Below are 20,883 nucleotides of genomic sequence, written 5' to 3'. Positions count from 1 at the left end.
CTCCCCTAACCCGTCACGCCCTCGCTTTGAAGCGAAGGTTGATGCGGATCGGGCCGGTTTTCGCCGCCGGGCCGCAGACCGCGGGACAGGAGCTCCCGCCACACCCCCTCGGCGGTCTCGGCGAAGCTGATCAGATCCAGGTCGGATGCGGCGACCACGCCGTGTTTCACAAGCGAGTCGAAACCGACCACGGACCGCCAGTAGCTCTCGTCGAACAGCACGATGGGAATGCTGCTGGACTTGCCGGTCTGGCGGAGCGTCAGGATCTCGAACAATTCGTCAAATGTGCCGAAGCCGCCGGGGAACACCACCAGCGCATTGGCGCGCATGGCGAAATGCATCTTGCGCATGGCGAAGTAGTGGAAGCGGAAGGTCAGCTCGGGGGTCGACCAGGGGTTCGGCTCCTGCTCGTGAGGCAGGGTGATGTTGTAGCCGATGGAGGGTGCGCCGGCGTCGGCCGCGCCCCGGTTGGCCGCCCCCATGATCCCCGGACCGCCGCCGGTGGCGATGACGTTGTCGCGCGGCTCGCCGACCCGGCCGCGCAGCGCGCCGCCGCGCTCGGAGGCGATGCGGCCGAAGGCGCGGGCCTCGTTGTACCAGCGGGTGTGGACGGGATCGTCGTTCTCGCCGATGCGGGCGCTGCCGAACACCACGATGGTCGAACGCACGCCCCAGGCGCGAAGCGCCTCCTCGGCCTTGGCGTACTCCAGCAGGAAGCGGACGCCGCGCATCGAGTCGCTGAGCACGAAATCCTGGTCCAGCGCCGCCAGCCGGAAGGACGGCGACGCCATCTGGGCCGCATTGTCGGGGCTCCCGGCGCTCACCCCCGCGCCCGCTCGACAGTGTCGACCGAGGGATTGGTGCGCAGCGCCGCCATGATGGCTGTGGCGTGCTTGGCGTCCTCGACCTCCATGTCGATGTCGACGTCGAAGAAGTCCTGCTGCCGGTGGCTCATGACCAGGTTGAGGATGTTGCCGCCGGCCTCGCCGATGATGGTCGCCACCTGCCCCAGCACGCCGGGCGCGTTCTTGATGGTGGCGCGGATCCGGGCCGAGGCCACGGCCCCCTGCTCCGCCTGCGGCGTCCATTGCAGATCCTGCCAGACCGAGTCGTCGTCGGCGAACTCCTCCAGCCGCTGGCAGTCGATGGTGTGCACCGTCAGCCCCGCCTCCGGCTCGAGGATGCCGACGATCCGATCCCCGGGGACGGGCGAGCAGCAGTGGCCGAAGTGGACGCTGACGCCCGGCGTCAGCCCGCCTCCGCGCACGAACAGCCGGCCCTGTTCGTCGCCGATCCGCTTGCGGTCGGGGCCGGCCTTGAGCCGCCCCTTCAGCGCCGGGAACAGGATCTCGCCGATCCTGGCCGCCGACACCCGGCCACGGCCGATGGCCTCGTACAGGTCATCGTCGTTCGCGAAGCCGAGCTGCTCCAGCGCGGGTCGCAGAGTGACCTCCGCCTCGGCCTTGCCGGCCCGCGTCAGGGTCTGCTCGAGCGTCGCACGGCCCAGCTTCTGGAACTCGCCCCGCTCGGAGGTGCGGATGTGCCGGCGGATGGCCGAACGGGCCCGGCCCGTCACCGTCAGGGAGCGCCAGTCCACCGGAATCTCGCGCTTGGTCCCGCGGATAATCTCGACCACGTCGCCGTTCTGCAGCTGGGTCCGCATGGGCTTCAGCTCGCCGTTGATCTTGGCCCCGACCGCCGTGTCGCCGACCTCGGTATGGACGGCGTAGGCGAAGTCCAGCGGCATGCCGCCGCGCGGCAAGGTGATCAGCGCCCCCTTGGGCGTGAACACGAACACCTGGTCCAGATACATCTCGAGCTTGGCGTGCTCGACCCAGTCCTCACCGCCCTCGCCGTGCTCGATGACCTGCACCAGGTGGCGCAGGTTCTGCAGCGGATCGCGCCCGCCGTCCTTCTCCATGGCCTCCTTGTCGAAGCCGTAGGAGTGGTTCTTGTAGGCCCAGTGCGCGGCCACCCCGTCCTCGGCGACCCGGTCCATGGCGTCGGTGCGGATCTGCATCTCGATGCGCAGCCCCGACGGTCCGACCACGGTCGTGTGCAGCGAGCGGTAGTTGTTCGACTTGGGCGTCGAGATGAAGTCCTTGAACCGCTCGGGCACCATCGGCCAGGCGCGGTGGATCACGCCAAGCGCGCGGTAGCAGTCGTCCTCGGCCTCGACGATCACCCGGAAGCCATAGATGTCGGACAGGGACGAGAAGCCCACCGACTTGCGCTGCAGCTTGCGCCAGATCGAATAGGGCGTCTTCTGGCGGCCGAAGACCTTGGCGTGGACCCCGGCCTCCTCCAGCACCCGCTCGACCTCGCGCGAGACGCCGTCGATGGCGCGACCGTGCTCCAGCTTCAGCGCCTCCAGCCGCCGCTCGATGGCGGTGCGGGCGGTCGGGTTGAGGTGTTCGAAGGCCAGCTCTTCCAGCTCGGAGGCGATCGAGTGAATGCCGATCGACCGGCCCAGCGGTGCATAGACCTCCAGCGTCTCGCGGCTGATCCGCTCGCGCTTCTCGGGCTTGACGTGCTTCAGCGTCCGCATGTTGTGCAGGCGGTCGGCCAGCTTGACCAGCAGAACCCTGACGTCCTTCGAGATGGCCAGGATGAATTTGCGCAGGTTCTCGGCCTGGCGCGTGTGCTCGGCCTGAAGCTCCAGCCGCGACAGCTTGGTGACGCCCTCGACCAGCGAGGCGATCTCCTCGCCGAACATGGCGGCGATGTCGTCGCGGGTGGCCGAGGTGTCCTCGACCACGTCGTGCAGCAAGGCGGTGACGATGGTGGCCGTGTCCAGCCGGTAGTCGGTCAGTATGCCCGCCACCTGGATGGGATGGGCGAAATAGGGGTCGCCGGAGGCCCGCAGCTGCGAGCCGTGCATCTTCATCGCATAGACGTAGGCGCGATTGAGCAGCCCCTCGTCGGCGGTGGGGTCATAGGACCGGACGGCCTCGACCAGCTCGAATTGCCGCAGCACCCGGGCCCTCGAAGCCTCGGGCGCCTCGGCCGGAAGGCGTTCGCCCTCCGGCTCGTTGAGATTGGCAGCTTTCAGAGACGGCGCGGGCTGCGAGGTCCGCGCCGGCAGGATGGTGATACCTTTGGCTGGTTCAGCCGTCAGTACCGTTCCTCCTGGCCGCCGTCGCGGTCGCTTTGCAGCGCGCGGATCAGCTCGGCTTCCGCCATGTTCATGTGCTGCGGCTCGGCCAGCAGGGCCACGACCTCGGCCTCGTCCTCGGCTTCGGTGCGCTCGTCGACGCGCTGCAGGGTGACGACGATATTCTCCTGCAGCTCGTCGGGGCTGACGGTGTCTTCGGCCAGCTCGCGCAGGGCGACGACCGGGTTCTTGTCGTTGTCCCGATCGAGCGTCAGCGGCGCGCCGTTGGCGATGGAGCGGGCGCGGTGCCCGGCCAGCAGGACCAGACCAAACCGGTTCGGCACCTTCTCGATGCAGTCTTCGACAGTGACGCGGGCCATGAAATTCCTCGAGCGCGGGGGAGAACCGCACAAAATATAGGGTCGAGCGCCATTGTGCAACGCCGCATGGGCGGGAATGAGGCGGCGACGGCTCCGGATCGCCGCACAGGACGGTGGCCGGCAGGCCGTCAGGCGGCCGGCGTCATCCCCGGCGCCTCGGCGACCGCCGGAGCCTCCGCCACCGGCGCGGCCTGTACAGCCGCCGGCTCGACCGCGTCGACGGGCGGCGTGGTCATCATCAGCACCGCCAGGCCGATGCCCAGCACGGGCGCGATATAGGCCCAGTAGCGGGTCGGGACGAAGAACAGGGAGCCGGCGTGCTTGCGCACCACGATCCGCTGCTGGGTGGCTTCGTCGATGAAGGCGCGCCCCTCGCCCTTCTCGATCTGACGGGCCAGCAGGAAGGAGCCGAGCCCCGCCACCAGCCCGGCGAACACGAAACTGACCGCCGTCGCGACGTTCGGATCGGCGGAAACCATGCTTCCCACCGGCATTCCGATCAGGAAACCGACGACGTAGAAGATGGCGACGAGAAAGCCCCAGCCGGACCAGACGATCATTTGATACCCCCCAGGCGTCACCGTGACGCCGCAACCAGAGATACCGGCGTTTGGGGTAATGACAACCCACTGAACCTGACAGGCGAGCCGCCCGCCTCTCTCAGCCCGCGCAATGGGCGTCGGCGCCGACACGGGCGGAACGCGCGAGGTCAGCCGCCCTGCCGCCGCCGCCTGGATCGGTCCAGTCCGGCGCGATTTCCGCCAGCGGCCCCATGACGAACTTCCGGTCCGCCGCCCGCGGATGGGGCAGGATCAGGCCGTCGAGGTCGCCGCTCAGCCGGCCGTAGGCGATCAGGTCGAGGTCGAGGGTGCGCGGCGCGTTCGGCCGCGACCGGCGGCGGCCGAAGACGTCCTCGATACGGCCGAGGGCGGCCATCAGGGCGTGGGGGTCGTGGGCGGTGCGGACGATGACCACGCCGTTCGTGAAGGGCGGGTCTTCGGGATCGGGCCAGGCCGCCGAGCGCCACCACGACGACCGCATCACCACATCGATCCCTTCGGAGCGGAACCGGGCCAGGGCCGCCTCCAGCGCCTCGCGGCAATCGCGCCAGGCCCCCTTGTCATTGCAGCCCAGCGCGACGATGACGGCGTCGTCCAGATCGACGGCGCCGTCCAATTCGACGGTGACCGGGACGTCCATATTCTCGGAACCGACTTCCATGACGCCTCTTCCGACCGAGCGCATCGCCCTGTTCATCGACGGGGCCAATCTGTATTCCGCCGCCAGGGCGCTGGGGGCCGACCTCGACTTCAGCCGGCTGCTGGAGACGTATCGCGCGAAAGGCGTTCTGGTTCGCGCCTATTATTACACGGCGGTGATCGAGGGCGAAGAGTTCTCGCCGATCAAGCCTCTGGTCGACTGGCTCGACTACAACGGCTTCACCGTGGTGACCAGGCCGGTCAAGCGCTTCACCGACGCCCAGGGCCATAGCCGGACCAAGGGCAATATGGACATCGAGATCGCCGTCGACATGCTGGAGCTGACTCCGCACGTGCAGCACATGGTGCTGTTCAGCGGCGACGGCGACTTCCGGCGGCTGGTGCAGGCGGTGCAGGCCAAGGGGGTGCGGGTCACGGTGGTGTCGACGATGAAGAGCCAGCCGCCCCAGATCGCCGACGAACTGAGGCGCCAGGCGGACGCCTTCGTGGAGCTGAACGACCTGCTGCCGGAGATCGGGCGGCCGCGCGTGGCGGGCGCCGCGCCGAACAGCCGGGTGTTCGACCAGTGACCCTCCCCTACCCCCCCGAGGCGCCGAGAGACTGCCCGCTGTGTCCGCGGCTGGTCGGCTACCGGCTGGAGAACGCGCGCCAGAACCCCGGCTGGTGGAACGGCGCCGCGCCCTCGTTCGGCGATCCGGAGGCCAGGCTGCTGGTCGCGGGCCTGGCGCCCGGCCGGACCGGGGCCAACCGCACCGGGCGGCCGTTCACCGGCGATCACGCCGGCTGGCTGCTCTACGACACCCTGCTGAAGGCGGGGTTCGCGCGCGGGCGCTATGACCCGAACGGCGACGACGACCTCGAGCTGGTCGACTGCATGATCACCAACGCGGTGCGCTGCGCCCCGCCGGGCAACAAGCCCCTGCCGGCCGAGGAGGCGACCTGCCGGCCGTTCCTGCAGTCGCGCCTCGCCGCCCTGCCCCGCCTCAGGGTCATCCTGACCCTCGGCGACGTGTCGCGACGCAATGTGCTGAAGGCGCTCGGCAGGCCGGCGAGCGCCATGGCGGCGGGTCACGGCGCCCAGGCCGAAGTCGGCCCCTATCTGCTGCTGAACAGCTACCACTGCTCCCGGCTGAACACGAACACCGGCCGGCTGACGGCGGAGATGTTCGAGGATGTCTTCCGGCGGGCCCGGAACCTCATCGAAACGTGATCGAACATCGGTCCCCCGACCGCTGACTGTGGTTCTCGCGACACGCGAATCGGCGGTCGTCGGGTGTAGCCTCCATACCCAGGAACAGCGTCGCCGAACCCGCGTTGAGCAAGCGGGACTGGGAGGTTGTCATGCGTAGCACGAGGCGGGGGGCGTTTTCCCCTGAAGAGCGGAAGGCGGCCGTCTGGGCGCTGCTGATCGCATCGCTGATCGCGGCCACGGCCCTGTTGATCCAGCAGTCGACGCGACCCTCCCTGGGTCCATGGGGCGCGGACCAGGCGGCGGCCTCGATACCGGGCGTGCTGGACGCCCAGCCGGTGGCCTGACCTTCTAGCCCCGCTCCTTCATCAGCCGCGCCTTGTCGCGCTGCCAGTCGCGCTGCGCCGTGGCCTCGCGCTTGTCGTGCAGCTTCTTGCCCTTGGCCAGGGCGATCTCCAGCTTCGCCTTGCCCGCCTCGTTCAGGTACAGCTTGACCGGGATAATGGTCTGGCCATCGCGCTGGACCGCCCCGATCATCTTGTCGATCTGCTTGCGGTGCAGCAGCAACTTCCGCGGCCGGCGCGGCTCGTGGTTGAAGCGGTTGGCCTGTTTGTAGGGCGGGATGTCGGCGTTGATCAGCACGATCTCGCGCCCCTCCACCGCCGCATAGGACTCGGCGATATTGGCCCGGCCATCGCGCAGGGCCTTGATCTCGGTGCCCAGCAGCTGGATCCCGGCCTCTGTGTAGTCCTCGAGGAAATAGTCGAATTTCGCCCGGCGGTTCTCGGCGATCAGCTTGGTCTTGGGTTTCTCGGCGGCCATTCCCGCCCTCCTACACGCTCCGTCCGGCGGCGCGAAGCCGCCGGGGCGACCTACGTCCGATTTTGACGCAGACCCGCGCTAGACTGCGCCCGTGGCCCGACCGTCTTCAAGCTTGAGGGACCGGCGGCGCGTTCAATCCGCCGACTCTGCCGACTCTGACACACCGAATTTCCGCGGGCCCGGCGCCGACTCTGCCGACTCTGCCACACCAGATTTTCTACAGCCCGGCCTCCGCCATGGCCCGCTCGATCGCCGGCCTCACCGCGTCGGCGGTCGGGGCCAGGGGCAGCCGCACCTCCTCGGTGCACAGGCCGAGCCGGGCGAGCGCGTACTTCGCCGGCGACGGCGAGTTGTCGAGGAACAGGCCCTTGTGCAGGCCGATCAGCCGGTCCTGCCACTCACGCGCCGCTGCGTAGTCGCCGGCCGCCGCGGCCTCGTGCAGCGCCACCATGGCCTCGGGGGCGACGTTGGAGGTCACCGAGATCACCCCAACCCCGCCGTGGGCGTGGTAGCCGAGATAGCTGGGGTCATCGCCCGAAATCAGGTCGAACTGCTGATCGATGATGTTGGCCCGCATCCAGCTGACCCGGGCCAGGTCGCCGGTGGCGTCCTTGATGCCGACGATGTTCGGATGCGCCGCCAGCCGCGCGACGGTCTCATTGGCCAGGTCGACGCCCGTGCGGCCCGGCACGTTGTAGAGCAGCACCGGCAGCTGGACCGCCTCTGCGATGGCCTCGAAATGCGCCGCCATCCCCGCCTGCGAAGGCCGGTTGTAATAGGGCGTCACGACCAGCGCCCCGTCGGCGCCCACGGTCTTGGCGTGGCGAACCAGGTCGATCGACTTGTCGGTGGCCGAGGAGCCCGCCCCGGCGATGACCCGCACCCGGCCGGCGGCGACCTCCACGCACAGCTCGACGACCCGCCTGTGCTCGTCGAGGTGCAGCGAGGCGCTCTCTCCGGTCGTGCCCATCGGGACGACGCCGTGAACCCCGGCCGCGATCTGGCGTTCCAGCAGCGTCCTGAAGGCGGCTTCGTCCACCTTTCCGTCACGAAGTGGTGTGATCAGGGCGGTGATCACGCCCTTGAACAAAGGGGCGGTCATTGAAACGATGGTCCTGCGTGGGATGGGGCGATGCGCCCTGAGACGAAGCGTGGGAGCGTAGGTTGCCGGCGAGCCCGCCGCAACCGTCATGGAATGGGGATCGGACACGGCATGATCGCAACCAGTCTCGCGGCCGCCCTGGCTCTGCTCGCCCCCGCGCCCGAAACACTGGTTCCGCAGGAAACGCCCTACTCGGCCGTCGCGCCGCAGAGCACTCAGGCGCGGCTGCTCAACGACCAGGACACCGCCCTCTTCCGCCAGGGGCTGGCCCAGGCCCGCGCCCGCGACGTGGTCGGCGCCCGCTCCACCGCCGCCCAGATCGGCGACCCGTCGGCGCGCAAGCTGGTCGAATGGGCCCTGCTGGACACTTCCGCCGAACAGATGCCGTACAGCGACCTCGCCGTCGCCCAGACCGCCTTCGCCGAATGGCCCCGGGCGGAGAGCCGCAGGGCCGCCGCCGAGCGGGCGCTGGACCTCGCCTATGCCGGACCCGACGCTGCGCTGGCCCTGTTCGGCCGGACCCCGCCGACTACGGTGGAGGGCGCCATCGCCCTGACCGACGCGCTGGAGCAGCGGGGCCGCCGCGACGAAGCCCGCGCCCTGGTCACCGACTGGTGGCGCAATCGCTCGTTCGACGAGGCCCAGCAGACCCGCATCCTCACTCGCTGGGGCGGCTGGCTGACCCAGGGCGACCACGAGGCGCGGCTGAACATGCTGCTGCTGGGTCCGCACGGCCCGGCGACCCGGGCCATGACGCAGATGGTCTCGCCGGAGCGCCGCGCGGTGGCCGAGGCGGCCATGGCCCTGCGCACGGCCTACAGCCCCGACGCCGTGGTGGCCGGCCTGAGCCCGTCGCAGGCCATGGATCCGGCCGTCGTGCTCGAGCGCGTCCGCATCCTGCGCTCGCAGAACCGCCAGTCCGAGGGCTTCTCCCTGCTGGCCGCCCTGCCGGCCGCGCCATCGCACACCGACGGTCAGAACACCCTGTGGAGCGAGCGCCGCAACTATTTCCTCGACGCCCTCGAGCGGCGCAACTGGCAGGCCGCCTACGACGCCATGGCGGGCCACGGCTTCCCCTCGGGCGAACGCAAGGTCGATGCGGAGTTCTTCGCCGGCTGGGTGGCGCTGACCAAGCTGAACGACCCGGCGCGGGCGGCGACCCATTTCGAGATCCTGCGTCAGTCGTCCTCGACGCCGATCACCCAGGGCCGGGCCATGTACTGGCTGGGCCGGGCGGCGGAGGCGCGGGGGAACACCCCCGCCGCGGTGGAATTCTATCGCGACGGCGCCCGGCACATCCAGACCTTCTATGGCCAGCTGGCCGCCGAGAAGGCCGGGCTGACCACCCTGACCCTGCCCGGCGATCCGGCGCCGACAGAGGGCGAGCGCGCCGCCTTCGAGGCCAATGAGGTGGTGCGGGCCCTGCGCATCCTCGGCGAGACGGGCGAGACCAGCCTGTTCCGCGTCTTCGCCTATCAACTGGACGACGACCTGCCGGGCGCGCCCGAACTGGCCCTGCTGATGGACCTGTCGCGCGCCTATGGCGAGGGCTTCACCGCCATGATGGTCGGCCGCGCCGCCAGCCAACGCGGCTTCCTGATGCCCGAGCGCCAGTACCCGGTGCGGATTCGGCCTCAGGTTCCGGGCGCCGCGCCGCTGGAGTTCACCCTCGCCATCACCCGGCAGGAATCCAGCTTCGATCCACGGGCCCGCTCCGGCGCTGACGCCCGCGGCATGATGCAGTTCCTGCCCTCGACGGGAGCCATGGTCGCGCGCCAGCTGGGCATGCCCTTCTCGGCCGAGCGGCTGTGGGATCCCGACTACAACATGACGCTGGGCAGCTATCACCTCGGCGACCTGACCAACCGTTTCGGCGGCTCGATGCTGCTGACCACGGTCGGCTACAACGCCGGTCCCGCCCGACCCCCGCAATGGATCGCCCGCTGCGGCGACCCGCGTGGCGGCCAGGTCGATCCGATCGACTTCATCGAGTGCGCCCCCTTCACCGAGACGCGCAACTACATGATGCGGGTGATGGAGAACATGTCGGTCTACAAGGCCCGGCTGAACGGCGGCTCGGCCCCGCTGACGCTGTCCTCCGACCTTCGCCGCGGCGCCCCGGCGGGCCCGCAGCCCTATGCTTCAACGGGCTCCGTGGCCGATCAGTCGGGTGCCGAATGACGGCGCCCGGCTGACAGCAGCGGTCCGTCCGGACCTTCGACCCAGCGGGCGTTCAGGCCGAAGACCTGTTCCATGACGTCGGGGGTCAGGGCTTGCAGTGGAGAGGCATCGGCCACCACACGGCCCTGATGCATGACCGCGACGCGGTCGGCGAACCGGGCGGCCAACGGCAGGTCATGCAGGCTGACGAGCACAGCCTGCCCGGCGCGGGCGCGGGCCCTGAGCCGCTCCAGCACCATCAGCTGGGCCTCGGGGTCCAGGCCGGCGATGGGCTCGTCGACCAGCAGGGCCTGGGCCTCGGTGGCCAGCGCCCGGGCGAGCAAGACCCGCGCCCGCTCCCCGCCGGACATCTCGGCCACCCCCCGGTCGACCAGATGCCCCGCCTCGACCTCATCCAGCGCCCGCCGGGCTCGCTGCAGCGCCTCATCCGGCGCCAGAAAGGGCGCGCCCAGCGCCGCGACCTCGACTGCCGGGAGGTTCCAGGCGATGCGCCGCTCCTGCGGCAGATAGGCCGCCCGTTCGGCCCGGGCGCGAGGCGAGACGATGGAGACGTCGTCACCTGACAGGCGGGCGACCCCGCCTGTCAGCGGAAGGAGGCCGGCGAAAGCCCGAATCAGGCTGGACTTGCCCGCCCCATTCGGGCCGACGAGCGCGACAAGCTCGCCCGGCTCCACCAGCAGGTCGGCTCCGTCCAGAACCGGGCGTCCGCCCAACCGGGCCTCTGCGTCCCACATGGCCAGGAAGGCGTTCACAGCCGCCACTCCCGCGCGGCTCGCCAGGCGATCAGGGCGAAGAGCGGCGCGCCGACGAGGGCGGTGAACACGCCCAGCTTCAGCTCCTGGTCGGTCGGCGTCATCCGCGCGAGCAGGTCGGCTACGACCAGCATCAAGCCCCCGGCCAGGGCCGACGGCAGCAGCAGCCGGGCCGGGTCGCCTCGCACCGCCGTCCGCACCAGATGAGGCGCGGCCAGGCCGACGAAGCCGATCACGCCCGCCACGGCGACGGCCGCCCCGGTGCCCAGAGCAGCCGCCAGCAAGGCCAGCAGACGCAGCCGGGCCATGGGCAGGCCTGACGTCCGCGCCGTCTCCTCGCCGAGGCTGAGCATGCGCAGACCGGGCGCCGCGAAGGCCGCCAGCACGGCTGAGGCGAGCACGGCCGGGGCGACCCAGGCGACGTCGACCCAGCTGCGGTTCTGCACCGAGCCGAGCAGCCAGCTCATCACCTCGGCGAGAGCGATCGGCGACGGGGACAGGTTGAAGATCAGGGCCGTGGCCGCCCCGGCGAAGCTGGACACGGCCACGCCAAACAGGATCAGGGCCTCGGGCGAGCGCACCCGGGCGGAGAACAGCACCAGCAGCCCGCCGGCCATGCCGGCTCCGAGCAGGGCCGCCGTCTCGACCGCTCCGGGGAGGGCGGCCCAGCCGAGTACGATGGCCACGGCCGCGCCAAACGCGGCCACTGCCGAGACGCCGAGCACGCCGGGATCGGCCAGCGGATTCCTCAGCAGGCCCTGCATGACCGCGCCGGACAGGCCGAGCGCCGCCCCGACCATCAGCGCCGTGGCGGCGCGGGGCGCGCGCACCGCCCACAGCACCTCGGCCGGACCGGATGACGCATCGGTGAACGCCTGCCCGAGTTGGGCCGCGTCGAAGGCGCTTTCGCCGAACAGCACGGCCAGGGCCGCTGCGACCACGATCGCGACGGAGAGGAGGATAGTCAGCTGCCCCGGTCCGCGGGTCACGCGGAGGCCTTCAGCATCGCCGCCGCGTCGGCGGCGAACCACGCGGGGCAGGTCAGGGCGGCGGCCGGCAACCGGGCCGCGATGCGGTCCCTGGCCGCCGTGCGCACGACCGGGTGGCGCCCCGGACCGCGCCAGTCGCCGCGCGGCTGGTCGAAAAAGCCGAGTACGAACCAGGCGGGCGGCGAAAGCGCGATTCGCTCGACGCTCACCGGGGCGAATCCCGGCATGGGGGCGGCGTTGATCAGCCCGGCGGCGCGGAGGATGGCGTCGACCAGGGTGCCGCGCCCCGCGGTGAACCCTCCGGCTGTCAGATAGAGGGCGGATCTTTTCGGCGCACCGGCTCCGGATTCGCGGGTCCGGGGCGCGGCCTCGCGGAGCCGGGCGTCCATGCGGGCGATCAAGGCCTCGCCGCCCGGCCTTGCATCGAGGGCGGCGGAGACCGTGCGGATGTTTCCGCGCACGGCCTCGAAGCCGGTGGCGTCCTCTATGGTGACGACCCGGACGCCGGATGCCTCGAGCCGGGCCAGCAACCGGGCGTCCCCGCCCCAGTAGCGCACCACGACGTCAGGCCTGAAGGCGATGGCGGCCTCCAGCGTCGGGCGCACCCGCCGGCGGCCAGCGGCGGCCTCCCGCAACCAGGAGTCAGGGTCATCGGCGCGGGGCGACAGGGCCAGTTCGGCCTGCGGCGCCAGGGCGAGCGCGTACTGATCGCCGCACTGGTCCAGGGACATCACCCGCAGCGGCCGCGTCTCCGCCGCCATCGCCGGCCCGCCGGCCGTGCTCAGGAGGATGGCCAGACCCGCGACCGCGAACCCCCTCGCCTGGATGCTCACGGTTTCAGAAGGCCCGTGAACAACCCGTCCAGCAGCGTGTCCACCAGCGCATCGGGCGTGACCCATTCGAAATAGGGTTTGGTGATCATCAGCGACACGACGCCATGGGCGCCGGCCCACAGGGCCTGGGCCGTCACCGCTGCGTCGCCTCTCAGCCGACCGGCCGCGGCCGCGGCCTCGACCACCTGCTCGAACGACCGGAACAGCTCGTGCCCCAGCTCCCGCGCCGCCGACTGGGCGCCCTCGCGCAGTTCCACCGGACGGGTCATGTAGGCCAGGCGATAGGCGTTCGGGTTGGCGAAGCCGAAGTCGATATAGGCCCGGAGCATCCGCCGCAGCCGCGCTTCCGGATCGCCGGGCTCGGCCAGGATGTCGTCGTTGGCGGCCATCAGGGCGGCAAAGGCCTGGCGGCAGATCTCGTGGAGGATTTCGCCCTTTTCGGCGAAATGCATGTAGAGGGCGGTTGAGGACAGGCCGACCTCGTCGGCGATCTTGCGGATCGTCGCGCCCTCGTATCCATGCTCGACGAAGATGCGTTCGGCGGCCGCCAGAATCTCGGCGCGGCGGGCGTGGCCCTCGCCCTTCGGCTTGCGCTGCGATCGCGGATTCAGGACGGCGGGGGCGGTCACGTGGGGTGAAACTCCGAACTCCACCGCTTGAATAGCGGCATTCCCGGCGCCGCGCCAACCGCTTGCCGCCCGCGAATCGGCGCGTTAACCGTGCGGGATGGGAAGGGCGGGGATCAGCGATCGCCTCGATCGCGGACGCAAGGCGGCGTCCTTTGGGCCGCCGCGGGCGAGCAGCGCAGCCTGGCGCGGCCTTTCCGCCTTCCAGTGGACCGCCTCCATCTTCACCGCCGCGGGCATCGGCGCCTTGCTGTGGCGGCGGCCCGAGGCGGTCGCGGCGCTGGTCATCGCGGGCGCCGCCGCAGCCTTCCTGATCATCTCTGCCTGGCGGGTGCTGTTGGTGATCATGAGCGCCCGACCGCCCGCGTCGCCCTCGCCTGCTGTCGGCGACCTGCCGCGCTACACCATCCTGGTCGCCCTCCATGACGAGACAGAGGTGATGAGCCAACTCGTCGAACGGCTGGCGCGCATCGACTATCCTCCCGACCGGCTGCAGGGGATGCTGATCCTCGAGGCGCATGACGGTCCGACCATCGCGGCCGCGATGGCGGCGCGGCGGCCGGACTGGCTGGAGGTGTTCGTGGCGCCGCCGGGTGCGCCCCGGACCAAGCCGCGGGCCCTCAACTGCGCCCTGCCCCACGTCACGGGCGAACTGCTGACGGTCTATGACGCCGAGGACGAACCGGACCCGTTGCAGCTGCGCGAGGCGGCGGCGCGCTTCGCCGCCGGAGCAGCCGGCCGACTGGCGTGCCTGCAGGCCCCCCTGCGCATCCGCGGGGGGCGCGGCGGGCGCGACGCCTCGCCCTTCCTCGACCGGCAGTTCGCCGCCGAATACGCCAGCCTGTTCGAGACCGCCCTGCCCGGCATGTCGCGGCTGGGCCTGCCGTTTCCGCTCGGCGGGACCAGCAATCATTTCCGCGTCGAGGTGCTGCGGGCGGTAGGCGGCTGGGATGCGTTCAACGTCACCGAGGACGCCGATCTGGGATTCCGGCTGTGGACGCACGGCTGGCGGCTGGGCGTGACGAGCCGGCCGACCTGGGAGACGCCGCCGGGCGGCCTCGCCGACTGGCTGCCGCAGAGAACCCGGTGGCTGAAGGGCTATATGCAGACCTGGGGCGTACACACACGGCGGCCGTGGCGGCTCGGCGGGCGCGGAGGGTTCGCGTTGACCATGACCATCGGCGCCTGCCTCGGATCGGCGGCGCTGAACGGCCCGTCGCTCGCCTGGGTCGCCGCCACCGTGCTGGTCGCCACCCTGGCAGGCGTGTCGCCGGAGACGCCCCTGCTGGCGCTGAGCGTACTGGTCCTCGGAGCGGCGTCGGCGTGGCTGTCCTGCGCCATTGGGACGCGGCGCGCGGGCGTGCCCTATGGTCCGTTCGACATGATCGCTGCGCCCGCCTACTGGGCGCTGCAGAGCCTGGCGGCCTTCCATGCCGGCTGGCGGCTGCTGCGCGAACCGTTCGCCTGGGACAAGACCCGGCACCGGCGCGACGCCCCGCCCTGCGAAGCCGACCTCCCGGCCGCGGCCTACGCCATGCTGGACGAGACGGCGCCGAACCGCCTATCAGCGGCTCATGCCGCCGCGCCTCAACCCGTCGCCTGAAACCCTCGTCACCCGCGCCTGGGCCGACTACGCCCTGCTGGACAGCGGGCAGGGCCGCAAGCTTGAGCGGTACGGACCGTACACGGTCGTGCGACCCGAGCCGCAGTGCTTCTGGTCGCCGCGTGATGCTGCGGCCTTCGACGCCGCCGACGCGGTGTTCGACCCGACCGACGAGGACGAGAGCGGACGCTGGCGCTTCGCCGGAAAGCCGATCGACACCTTTCCGCTGGCCTGGCGGGACGTGCGCTTCACCAGCCGGTTCACGCCGTTCCGGCATCTGGCCTTCTTCCCCGAGCAGGCGGCGAACTGGTACTGGCTGGACGGGCGGGTGCGTCGGCTGCGCAAGCCCCGCATCCTGAACCTGTTCGGCTACACGGGCGTGGCCAGCCTGGCCTGCGCCGCGGCCGGGGCCGAAGTGACCCATGTCGACGCCTCGAAGAAGTCGGTGGCCTGGGCGCGGGAGAATGCGGAACTGTCGGGACTGGCCGACCGGCCGGTGCGCTGGATCGTCGAGGACGCCCGAAAGTATGCGGCCCGGGAGGTGCGGCGGGGGTCGAAATACGACGGGATCATTCTCGATCCGCCGAAATACGGGCGGGGACCGACGGGCGAGGTCTGGCGTCTGTTCGAGGACCTGCCGGGCCTGCTGAAGGACTGCGCGGCCCTGCTGTCGGACGACGCCTCCTTCCTCCTGCTCAACGCCTATGCGGCGCGGATCTCGGGGCTGTCGCTGGCGCATCTTATGGCCGAGGCGACGCACGACCGGGGCGGCGTGATCGACTGGGGCGAGCTGGCGCTGGCCGAGGACGGACCGGACGGGCGGGCCATCGGGCTGAGCTTCTTCGCGCGGTGGTCGGCGTGACGGACCGGCTGATCACCTCGCTGACGAACGACACGGTCAAGGCCGTGCGGGCCCTGCACATGCGCAAGGAGCGGGAAGCCACGGGGCGGTTCCTGGCGGAAGGCCTCAAGTTCATCGGCGAGGCGCTGGATCAGGGGCGGGCGCCGAAACTGCTGCTGGTCGGCGAGGACGCGCGGCCGCATCCGCTGCTGGAGCGGGCGCGGGAGGCGACGCGGGCGACCGGCGGCGAGGTGGTCGTCGTGACCCACGCCATCCTCGAAAAGATCAGCCGGCGCGACAATCCGCAGACGGTGCTGGGGGTGTTCGAGCAGGTCTATACGCCGCTGTCGGCGATCGTGGCGGAAGGGGCCCCCTGCTGGGTGGCGCTGGAGCAGGTCCGGGACCCGGGCAATCTGGGGACCATCATCCGGACAGCGGACGCGGCGGGCTGCGGCGGGGTGGTGCTGATCGGGGATTGCGTGGATCCCTATTCGGTCGAGGCGGTCAGGGCGACCATGGGATCGGTCTTCGCGGTGGCCATAGCGCGGGCGACGGCGGCGGAATTCCTGGCCTGGCGGCAGGGCTGGCCGGGCAGCGTCATCGGCACCCGGCTGGACGCCTCGGTCGGCTATCGGGAAGCCGATATCCAGCGGCCGGCCCTGATCCTGATGGGCAACGAGCAGGCCGGGCTGACGGACGCCCTGGCCGCCGCATGCGACGTCAACGTCAAGATCCCGATGCGGGGCCGGGCCGACAGCCTGAACCTGGCCATAGCCACGGGGATCATGGTCTATGCGGTGACCGATGCGGCCTAGAAGCTCCTCCCGTCGACGCGCTGGGCGGTCCAGCTCCACGGCTCGATATCGGTCAGGGTGCGGATGTTGACCGCGACCATCCGGGAGCCGTCGGCGGTTTCGCCGTGGGCGAAGGACTGGACGCCGCAGGTGTCGCAGAACTGATGGCGAATCTTGTGGGTGTTGAAGGTGTAGGCGGTCTGGGGCCCGTCCCGCGTCACCCGGAAGGCGTCGGGCGAAACGAAGGCGAGGACGAAACCCTTGCGGTAGCAGTGCGAGCAGTTGCACTCGATCAGGCCCTCGAGATCGGTCTCGACCTCATAGGCGACGGCCCCGCAGGCGCAGGACCCGGTGTGGGTTTTCAGTTCAGCCATCACGCATCCTCCAGCAGCACCACCCCCGGCGCCGATTTCAACGCGCCGCGCAGGGCGCCGTCCAGCCGATAGCGGCCGGGCAGCTTGAGCTCGACCTCGCGGCGGCCGTCGAGGGAGGCGACCAGCGACACCTCTCCGCCCTTGCCCTCGGCCCGGGCGCGGTCGAGACGGGCCTTGAGCGCGGCGGGATCGGCGGCCTTCGACGAGACGTGGATGCGCAGACCCATCTGGCCGTCGTCGATCAGGGCGTCGAGCCGGCTGGCGTCGTCGCCGAAGAAGCGAACCTCGCCGTCCGAGGACTTGGCGCGGACGCGGACCATGATGGAGGCCCCGACCTCAAGCACCTCGCGGCATTTGCGCAGCTGTTCGGGCGGGAACAGGCATTCGAACTCGCCCGTCGGGTCGGAGAAGGTGACGAAGGCGAATTTCTCGCCGGTCTTCGCGCTGGCCCGCTCCTGGCGGCGGCGGACGACGCCGGCCATCAGGAAGGCCTCGTGGCCGCTCTCGGCCAGGGCCGTGGCCTCGGCGACGAAGGTGACGCGCTTGCGCTTCAGGGCCGGGGCCATGTCCTCCAGCGGGTGGCCGGACAGGTAGAAGCCGACGGCGGCCAGCTCCTGATCCAGCTTCTCGGGACCGACCCACGGCTCGACCGGCCGCAGGCGCGGGCGCCCCGCCCCGGCCTGATCGCCGCCGAACAGGCTGACCTGCGACGAGGCGCGCTCGGCGGCGACGCTCTGGCAATAGGCCATCAGGGTGTCGGCCTGTTCGACCAGCTGGCGGCGGTTGGTGTGGAAACAGTCGAAGGCGCCGGCGCGGGCGAGGTTCTCGAGCGCGCGCTTGTTGACGAATTTCGGGTCCACGCGCTCGAGGAAGTCGAAGATGTCGGTGAAGCGGCCGCCGGTCTCGCGCACCTCCACCAGATGCTTCATCGCCTCGAGGCCGACGTTGCGGATGGCGCCGAGGGCGTAGAGCACCGAACCGGTCTTTTCGCCGTCGGCGCCCTCCTCCCAGGCCACGTCGAAGTCGGCGGAGGAGCGGTTCACGTCCGGGGCCTTCACCGGCACCTCGAAGCGACGGCAATCCTGATAGAAAACAGCCAGCTTGTCGGTGTTGCTGAGATCGAGACTCATGGACGCAGCCATGAATTCGACCGGATGGGTCGCCTTCAGCCAGCCGGTCTGGAAGGAGATCAGCGCATAGGCGGCGGCGTGCGACTTGTTGAAGCCGTAACCGGCGAATTTGGCGACCAGATCGAAGATGCCGCCGGACTGCTCTTCCGGCACCCCCTTTTCGGAAGCGCCCTTGATGAAGCGCGCCCGCTGGAAATCCATCTCCTCCTTCTTCTTCTTGCCCATGGCGCGGCGAAGAAGGTCGGCCTCGCCGAGGGAGTAGCCCGCCAGGATCTGGGCGATCTTCATCACCTGCTCCTGGTAGATGATGACGCCGTAGGTCTCGGTCAGGACCTCCTTGAGGGAGGGGTGGAGGTAGTCGACTTCCTGGCGGCCGAATTTGCGGTCGATGTAGGTGTCGATCATCTCCATCGGCCCGGGCCGGTAGAGGGAGATCAGGGCGGTGATCTCCTCGATCGAGCCGCAGCGCATCTTGCGCAGGGTGTCGCGCATGCCCTGGGATTCCAGCTGGAACACCCCGACAGTCTGGCCCGAGGCCATCAGCTCATAGGTCTTCGGGTCGTCGAGCGGCAGGCCGTTCCAGTCGGGGGCGGCGCCGCGCCGCTCCAGATACTGGCGCGCGCGGTCGAGCACGGTCAGGGTCTTGAGGCCGAGGAAGTCGAACTTCACCAGGCCGGCGGCCTCGACCCATTTCATGTTGAACTGGCTGGCCGGGATGGTCGAGCGCGGGTCCTGGTACAGGGGCGCCAGCTCGATCAGCGGACGGTCGCCGATGACGATGCCGGCGGCGTGGGTGGAGGCGTTGCGGTACAGGCCCTCAAGCTCAAGCGCGGTCTCGAGCAGGGCGGCGACGTTGGCGTCGCTGTCCCGCGCCTCCCTGAGGCGTGGCTCGAGGTCGATGGCCTGGGCCAGGGTCACCGGGTTGGCGGGGTTGGCCGGCACCATCTTGGCGAGACGGTCGACCTGGCCGAGCGGCATCTGCAGCACCCGGCCGACGTCGCGCAGCACGGCGCGGGCCTGCAGGGTGCCGAAGGTGATGATCTGGGCCACCCGGTCCTTGCCGTAGCGGTCCTGGACGTAGTCGATCACCTCCTCCCGCCGCTCCTGGCAGAAGTCGATGTCGAAGTCGGGCATGGAGACCCGCTCGGGATTGAGGAAGCGTTCGAACAGCAGGCCGAAGCGCAGCGGATCGAGGTCGGTGATGGTCAGGGCCCAGGCGACCAGCGAGCCGGCCCCGGAGCCGCGCCCCGGGCCCACCGGGATGCCGTGGTTCTTGGCCCATTTGATGAAGTCCGACACGATCAGGAAATAGCCGGGGAACCCCATCTGCTGGATGATGCCCACCTCCCATTCGAGGCGGCTCCAGTAATCCTCTTCGGGGGCGGCGGGCGTGACCTGCCTGAGCCGTTCCTTCAGCCCCTCGCGGGCCTGGTGCATGAGCTCGTCGGGCTCGGAGCGGCCGGCGCCGGTGTCGAAGCGCGGCAGGATGGGGGCGCGGGTCGGGGCGATGAAGGCGCAGCGGCGGGCGATGTCGAGGGTGGAGTCGCAGGCCTCGGGCAGGTCGGCGAACAGCTCGCGCATGGCGGCGGCGGTCTTGAACCAGTGCTCGCCAGTGATACGGCGGCGGTCCTCCTGACCGGTGAAGGCGCCGTCGGCGATGCACAGCAGGGCGTCGTGGGACCGGGCCTGGGCGGCCTTGGCGTAGTGGACGTCGTTGGTGGCGACGAGCGGGACGTCGTTCTTGTAGGCCCATTCGACGAGACCGCGCCCGGCCTGCTGTTCGGAGGCGAGGCCGTGGCGCTGGAGCTCGACGTAGAAACGGTCGCCGAAGGCCTGCTGCATGGCCGCGAGGGCGGCGGCGGCCTCGGCGGGCTTGCCCTGGACGAACAACGGATCGATGGGCCCGTCCGGGCCGCCGGAGAGCAGGATCAGGCCCTCGGAACGGGAGACGACCTTGTCCCAGGGCACACTGGGTTCGTCCATGGCCCCGGCGTCGAGGAAGGCCGAGGACGACAGGGCCGAGAGATTGAGCCAGCCGGCCTCGTTCTGGACCAGCAGGACGACGGTGGGGACCTTGGCCCAGCGTTCATTGATCTTGCCGCCGATGCCGGTGACCGGCAGGGCGCAGGCGATCAGCGGCTGGACGCCGGCGTCCTTCGAGGCCTGGCTGAACTCGAGCGCCCCGAACAGGTTGGCGCGGTCTGCGACCCCGACGGCGGGCATGCCGGCGTCGGCGGCCAGGCGGGGAACCTTGCCCGCCTTGATGGCCCCTTCCAGCAGCGAATAGGCCGAGCGGACGCGGAGGTGGATGAAGCCCTGGCTGTTCAGCGTGTCGGTCAAACCCGGTCCTTCGTCGTCGGCGCGCCTGTTGTGGACCGAGTCTCACATCGCGGGCGACCGCGACACTGGAAAGCGGCCGGGACGACGGCGGGACGGGGGACCGGCTGTGGATTAGCCCGGGTGAAACGAAAAAACGGTGTGGCGGAGTCGGCAGAGTCGGCGCCGGAATTCGGTGGGGCGGAGTCGGCAGAGTCTACATCGGCGGTCCGGAGCGCGGCGCTGTTCAACAGGACCTGCGCCCCCTGCCCCATCAGGCCGCCGTGGTCAGCAGGGCCGCCTGCCACATCACCCAGACGAAACCGCCGCACGACGCCAGCGACAATGCATCCCGAACCCAACGCGCCATGACGGCTTCTCCCTCGCGTGTTCCGGTAATGTTCTATGTTCTCGTTTGGTTCCCGTCAAGGTCAAAACGCTCCACGGGCACATGAGCCGCCGCTGGCCGGAGGCGGCCCTTGGGAAGGGCCGCCATGGGTGGGAAGCGGCTGTCCGCCTTGGCGGCCTGGAGGCGCGGGGCCGCTAGCCGATCCCGAAATCGCCCCAACTGAAGTCATTGACGTAGATGTTGATCGAGTAGCCAGGCGAGTCGCCTTCAAGGGTCAGATCTTCCTGA

At 70.3% G+C, this 20,883-nt stretch carries 20 protein-coding genes; 7 read left to right on the top strand and 13 right to left on the bottom strand.

The genetic code is table 11. The annotated features are described in order from the left end of the window. Positions 1-5: 5 nt before the first annotated feature. The 5 genes from VEA62_RS15270 to folK form a co-directional block, all read right to left on the bottom strand. The gene (locus tag VEA62_RS15270; protein WP_324823387.1) at positions 6-791 is read right to left on the bottom strand and encodes a TIGR00730 family Rossman fold protein; all 786 of its coding nucleotides are present in this window, start codon (positions 789-791) and stop codon (positions 6-8) included. 29 nt (positions 792-820) lie between these two features. Continuing rightward, on the bottom strand, positions 821-2,977 hold the full coding sequence (locus VEA62_RS15265; RefSeq protein WP_324823385.1) for a bifunctional (p)ppGpp synthetase/guanosine-3',5'-bis(diphosphate) 3'-pyrophosphohydrolase: 2,157 nt from the start codon (positions 2,975-2,977) through the stop codon (positions 821-823). A gap of 137 nt (positions 2,978-3,114) precedes the next feature. Then, the gene (rpoZ, locus tag VEA62_RS15260; protein ID WP_324823383.1) at positions 3,115-3,474 is read right to left on the bottom strand and encodes a DNA-directed RNA polymerase subunit omega; all 360 of its coding nucleotides are present in this window, start codon (positions 3,472-3,474) and stop codon (positions 3,115-3,117) included. A 128-nt stretch (positions 3,475-3,602) separates the two neighbouring features. Further along, positions 3,603-4,034: a hypothetical protein gene (locus VEA62_RS15255; protein WP_324823382.1), complete on the bottom strand. Its 432-nt coding sequence runs from the start codon at positions 4,032-4,034 to the stop codon at positions 3,603-3,605. 100 nt (positions 4,035-4,134) lie between these two features. After that, positions 4,135-4,695 (bottom strand): 2-amino-4-hydroxy-6-hydroxymethyldihydropteridine diphosphokinase, encoded by a 561-nt coding sequence (gene folK / locus VEA62_RS15250; protein ID WP_324823380.1) that lies wholly within the window; start codon positions 4,693-4,695, stop codon positions 4,135-4,137. On the opposite strand from folK, the gene VEA62_RS15245 reads away from it, so the two are divergent. From VEA62_RS15245 to VEA62_RS15235, 3 genes are all read left to right on the top strand, one after another. Next, entirely contained in the window at positions 4,694-5,263 is a 570-nt protein-coding gene (locus VEA62_RS15245; protein WP_324823378.1) for an NYN domain-containing protein, read from the top strand. The genes folK and VEA62_RS15245 overlap by 2 nt on opposite strands. Continuing rightward, positions 5,260-5,904 carry a uracil-DNA glycosylase gene (locus VEA62_RS15240; protein WP_324823376.1) on the top strand — a complete coding sequence of 215 codons (645 nt, stop codon included), beginning with the start codon at positions 5,260-5,262 and terminating at the stop codon, positions 5,902-5,904. Before VEA62_RS15245 ends, VEA62_RS15240 begins: the two co-directional genes overlap by 4 nt. 131 nt (positions 5,905-6,035) lie before the next feature. Further along, complete coding sequence (locus tag VEA62_RS15235; RefSeq protein ID WP_324823374.1) at positions 6,036-6,230, top strand: hypothetical protein; 195 nt, start codon at positions 6,036-6,038, stop codon at positions 6,228-6,230. Between the two features lie 4 nt (positions 6,231-6,234). Here the strand turns inward: VEA62_RS15235 and smpB are convergent, their stop codons facing one another. Together smpB and dapA are read right to left on the bottom strand one after the other, a co-directional pair. Then, complete coding sequence (smpB, locus tag VEA62_RS15230) at positions 6,235-6,705, bottom strand: SsrA-binding protein SmpB (protein ID WP_168048613.1); 471 nt, start codon at positions 6,703-6,705, stop codon at positions 6,235-6,237. A 217-nt stretch (positions 6,706-6,922) separates the two neighbouring features. Beyond that, positions 6,923-7,807 (bottom strand): 4-hydroxy-tetrahydrodipicolinate synthase, encoded by an 885-nt coding sequence (dapA, locus tag VEA62_RS15225; RefSeq protein ID WP_324823370.1) that lies wholly within the window; start codon positions 7,805-7,807, stop codon positions 6,923-6,925. A 111-nt stretch (positions 7,808-7,918) separates the two neighbouring features. Here dapA and VEA62_RS15220 point away from each other — a divergent pair, with 111 nt between their 5' ends. Then, on the top strand, positions 7,919-9,988 hold the full coding sequence (locus tag VEA62_RS15220; RefSeq protein ID WP_324823368.1) for a lytic transglycosylase domain-containing protein: 2,070 nt from the start codon (positions 7,919-7,921) through the stop codon (positions 9,986-9,988). Here the strand turns inward: VEA62_RS15220 and VEA62_RS15215 are convergent. From VEA62_RS15215 to VEA62_RS15200, 4 genes are read right to left on the bottom strand one after another with little or no spacing between them, the layout of a single operon-like run. Continuing rightward, entirely contained in the window at positions 9,970-10,740 is a 771-nt protein-coding gene (locus tag VEA62_RS15215) for an ABC transporter ATP-binding protein (protein ID WP_414641919.1), read from the bottom strand. The two genes, VEA62_RS15220 and VEA62_RS15215, sit on opposite strands and share 19 nt — an antisense overlap. Next, positions 10,737-11,729 carry an iron ABC transporter permease gene (locus VEA62_RS15210; RefSeq protein ID WP_324823366.1) on the bottom strand — a complete coding sequence of 331 codons (993 nt, stop codon included), beginning with the start codon at positions 11,727-11,729 and terminating at the stop codon, positions 10,737-10,739. Before VEA62_RS15210 ends, VEA62_RS15215 begins: the two co-directional genes overlap by 4 nt. Further along, positions 11,726-12,562, bottom strand: a complete 837-nt coding sequence (locus VEA62_RS15205) for an ABC transporter substrate-binding protein (protein WP_414641917.1) — start codon at positions 12,560-12,562, stop codon at positions 11,726-11,728. Before VEA62_RS15205 ends, VEA62_RS15210 begins: the two co-directional genes overlap by 4 nt. Continuing rightward, the gene (locus VEA62_RS15200; RefSeq protein WP_324823364.1) at positions 12,559-13,191 is read right to left on the bottom strand and encodes a TetR/AcrR family transcriptional regulator; all 633 of its coding nucleotides are present in this window, start codon (positions 13,189-13,191) and stop codon (positions 12,559-12,561) included. Before VEA62_RS15200 ends, VEA62_RS15205 begins: the two co-directional genes overlap by 4 nt. A gap of 97 nt (positions 13,192-13,288) precedes the next feature. On the opposite strand from VEA62_RS15200, the gene VEA62_RS15195 reads away from it, so the two are divergent. Genes VEA62_RS15195 through VEA62_RS15185 form a run of 3 tightly spaced genes read left to right on the top strand, consistent with a single transcriptional unit; the run spans position 13,289 to position 16,447 of the window. Then, complete coding sequence (locus VEA62_RS15195; RefSeq protein ID WP_324823362.1) at positions 13,289-14,791, top strand: glycosyltransferase family 2 protein; 1,503 nt, start codon at positions 13,289-13,291, stop codon at positions 14,789-14,791. Next, positions 14,763-15,653 carry a class I SAM-dependent methyltransferase gene (locus VEA62_RS15190; RefSeq protein WP_324823360.1) on the top strand — a complete coding sequence of 297 codons (891 nt, stop codon included), beginning with the start codon at positions 14,763-14,765 and terminating at the stop codon, positions 15,651-15,653. The genes VEA62_RS15195 and VEA62_RS15190 overlap by 29 nt, the downstream gene beginning before the upstream one ends. Further along, positions 15,650-16,447 carry an RNA methyltransferase gene (locus VEA62_RS15185; RefSeq protein WP_324823358.1) on the top strand — a complete coding sequence of 266 codons (798 nt, stop codon included), beginning with the start codon at positions 15,650-15,652 and terminating at the stop codon, positions 16,445-16,447. Before VEA62_RS15190 ends, VEA62_RS15185 begins: the two co-directional genes overlap by 4 nt. Here VEA62_RS15185 and VEA62_RS15180 read toward each other — a convergent pair. Then, positions 16,444-16,800: a GFA family protein gene (locus tag VEA62_RS15180; RefSeq protein WP_324823356.1), complete on the bottom strand. Its 357-nt coding sequence runs from the start codon at positions 16,798-16,800 to the stop codon at positions 16,444-16,446. The two genes, VEA62_RS15185 and VEA62_RS15180, sit on opposite strands and share 4 nt — an antisense overlap. Then, positions 16,800-20,270 (bottom strand): DNA polymerase III subunit alpha, encoded by a 3,471-nt coding sequence (dnaE, locus tag VEA62_RS15175; protein ID WP_324823354.1) that lies wholly within the window; start codon positions 20,268-20,270, stop codon positions 16,800-16,802. Before dnaE ends, VEA62_RS15180 begins: the two co-directional genes overlap by 1 nt. Positions 20,271-20,883 lie beyond the last annotated feature (613 nt).

This window comes from Brevundimonas sp. (genome assembly GCF_035627475.1).
In the GTDB taxonomy this organism is placed as follows: Bacteria; Pseudomonadota; Alphaproteobacteria; order Caulobacterales; family Caulobacteraceae; genus Brevundimonas.
The sequence above is the reverse complement of the archived record's forward strand: the minus strand, read 5'-3'. Positions and strand labels throughout refer to the sequence as shown.

What these genes read in the sequence shown, in the direction of transcription:
- VEA62_RS15270 (WP_324823387.1), bottom strand. Translation starts at nt 791, where the DNA reads ATGGCGTCGCCGTCCTTCCGGCTGGCGGCGCTGGACCAGGATTTCGTG.
- rpoZ (WP_324823383.1), bottom strand. Translation starts at nt 3,474, where the DNA reads ATGGCCCGCGTCACTGTCGAAGACTGCATCGAGAAGGTGCCGAACCGG.
- VEA62_RS15255 (WP_324823382.1), bottom strand. Translation starts at nt 4,034, where the DNA reads ATGATCGTCTGGTCCGGCTGGGGCTTTCTCGTCGCCATCTTCTACGTC.
- VEA62_RS15245 (WP_324823378.1), top strand. Translation starts at nt 4,694, where the DNA reads ATGACGCCTCTTCCGACCGAGCGCATCGCCCTGTTCATCGACGGGGCC.
- folK (WP_324823380.1), bottom strand. Translation starts at nt 4,695, where the DNA reads ATGGAAGTCGGTTCCGAGAATATGGACGTCCCGGTCACCGTCGAATTG.
- VEA62_RS15235 (WP_324823374.1), top strand. Translation starts at nt 6,036, where the DNA reads ATGCGTAGCACGAGGCGGGGGGCGTTTTCCCCTGAAGAGCGGAAGGCG.
- smpB (WP_168048613.1), bottom strand. Translation starts at nt 6,705, where the DNA reads ATGGCCGCCGAGAAACCCAAGACCAAGCTGATCGCCGAGAACCGCCGG.
- dapA (WP_324823370.1), bottom strand. Translation starts at nt 7,807, where the DNA reads ATGACCGCCCCTTTGTTCAAGGGCGTGATCACCGCCCTGATCACACCA.
- VEA62_RS15220 (WP_324823368.1), top strand. Translation starts at nt 7,919, where the DNA reads ATGATCGCAACCAGTCTCGCGGCCGCCCTGGCTCTGCTCGCCCCCGCG.
- VEA62_RS15195 (WP_324823362.1), top strand. Translation starts at nt 13,289, where the DNA reads ATGGGAAGGGCGGGGATCAGCGATCGCCTCGATCGCGGACGCAAGGCG.
- VEA62_RS15190 (WP_324823360.1), top strand. Translation starts at nt 14,763, where the DNA reads ATGCCGCCGCGCCTCAACCCGTCGCCTGAAACCCTCGTCACCCGCGCC.
- VEA62_RS15180 (WP_324823356.1), bottom strand. Translation starts at nt 16,800, where the DNA reads ATGGCTGAACTGAAAACCCACACCGGGTCCTGCGCCTGCGGGGCCGTC.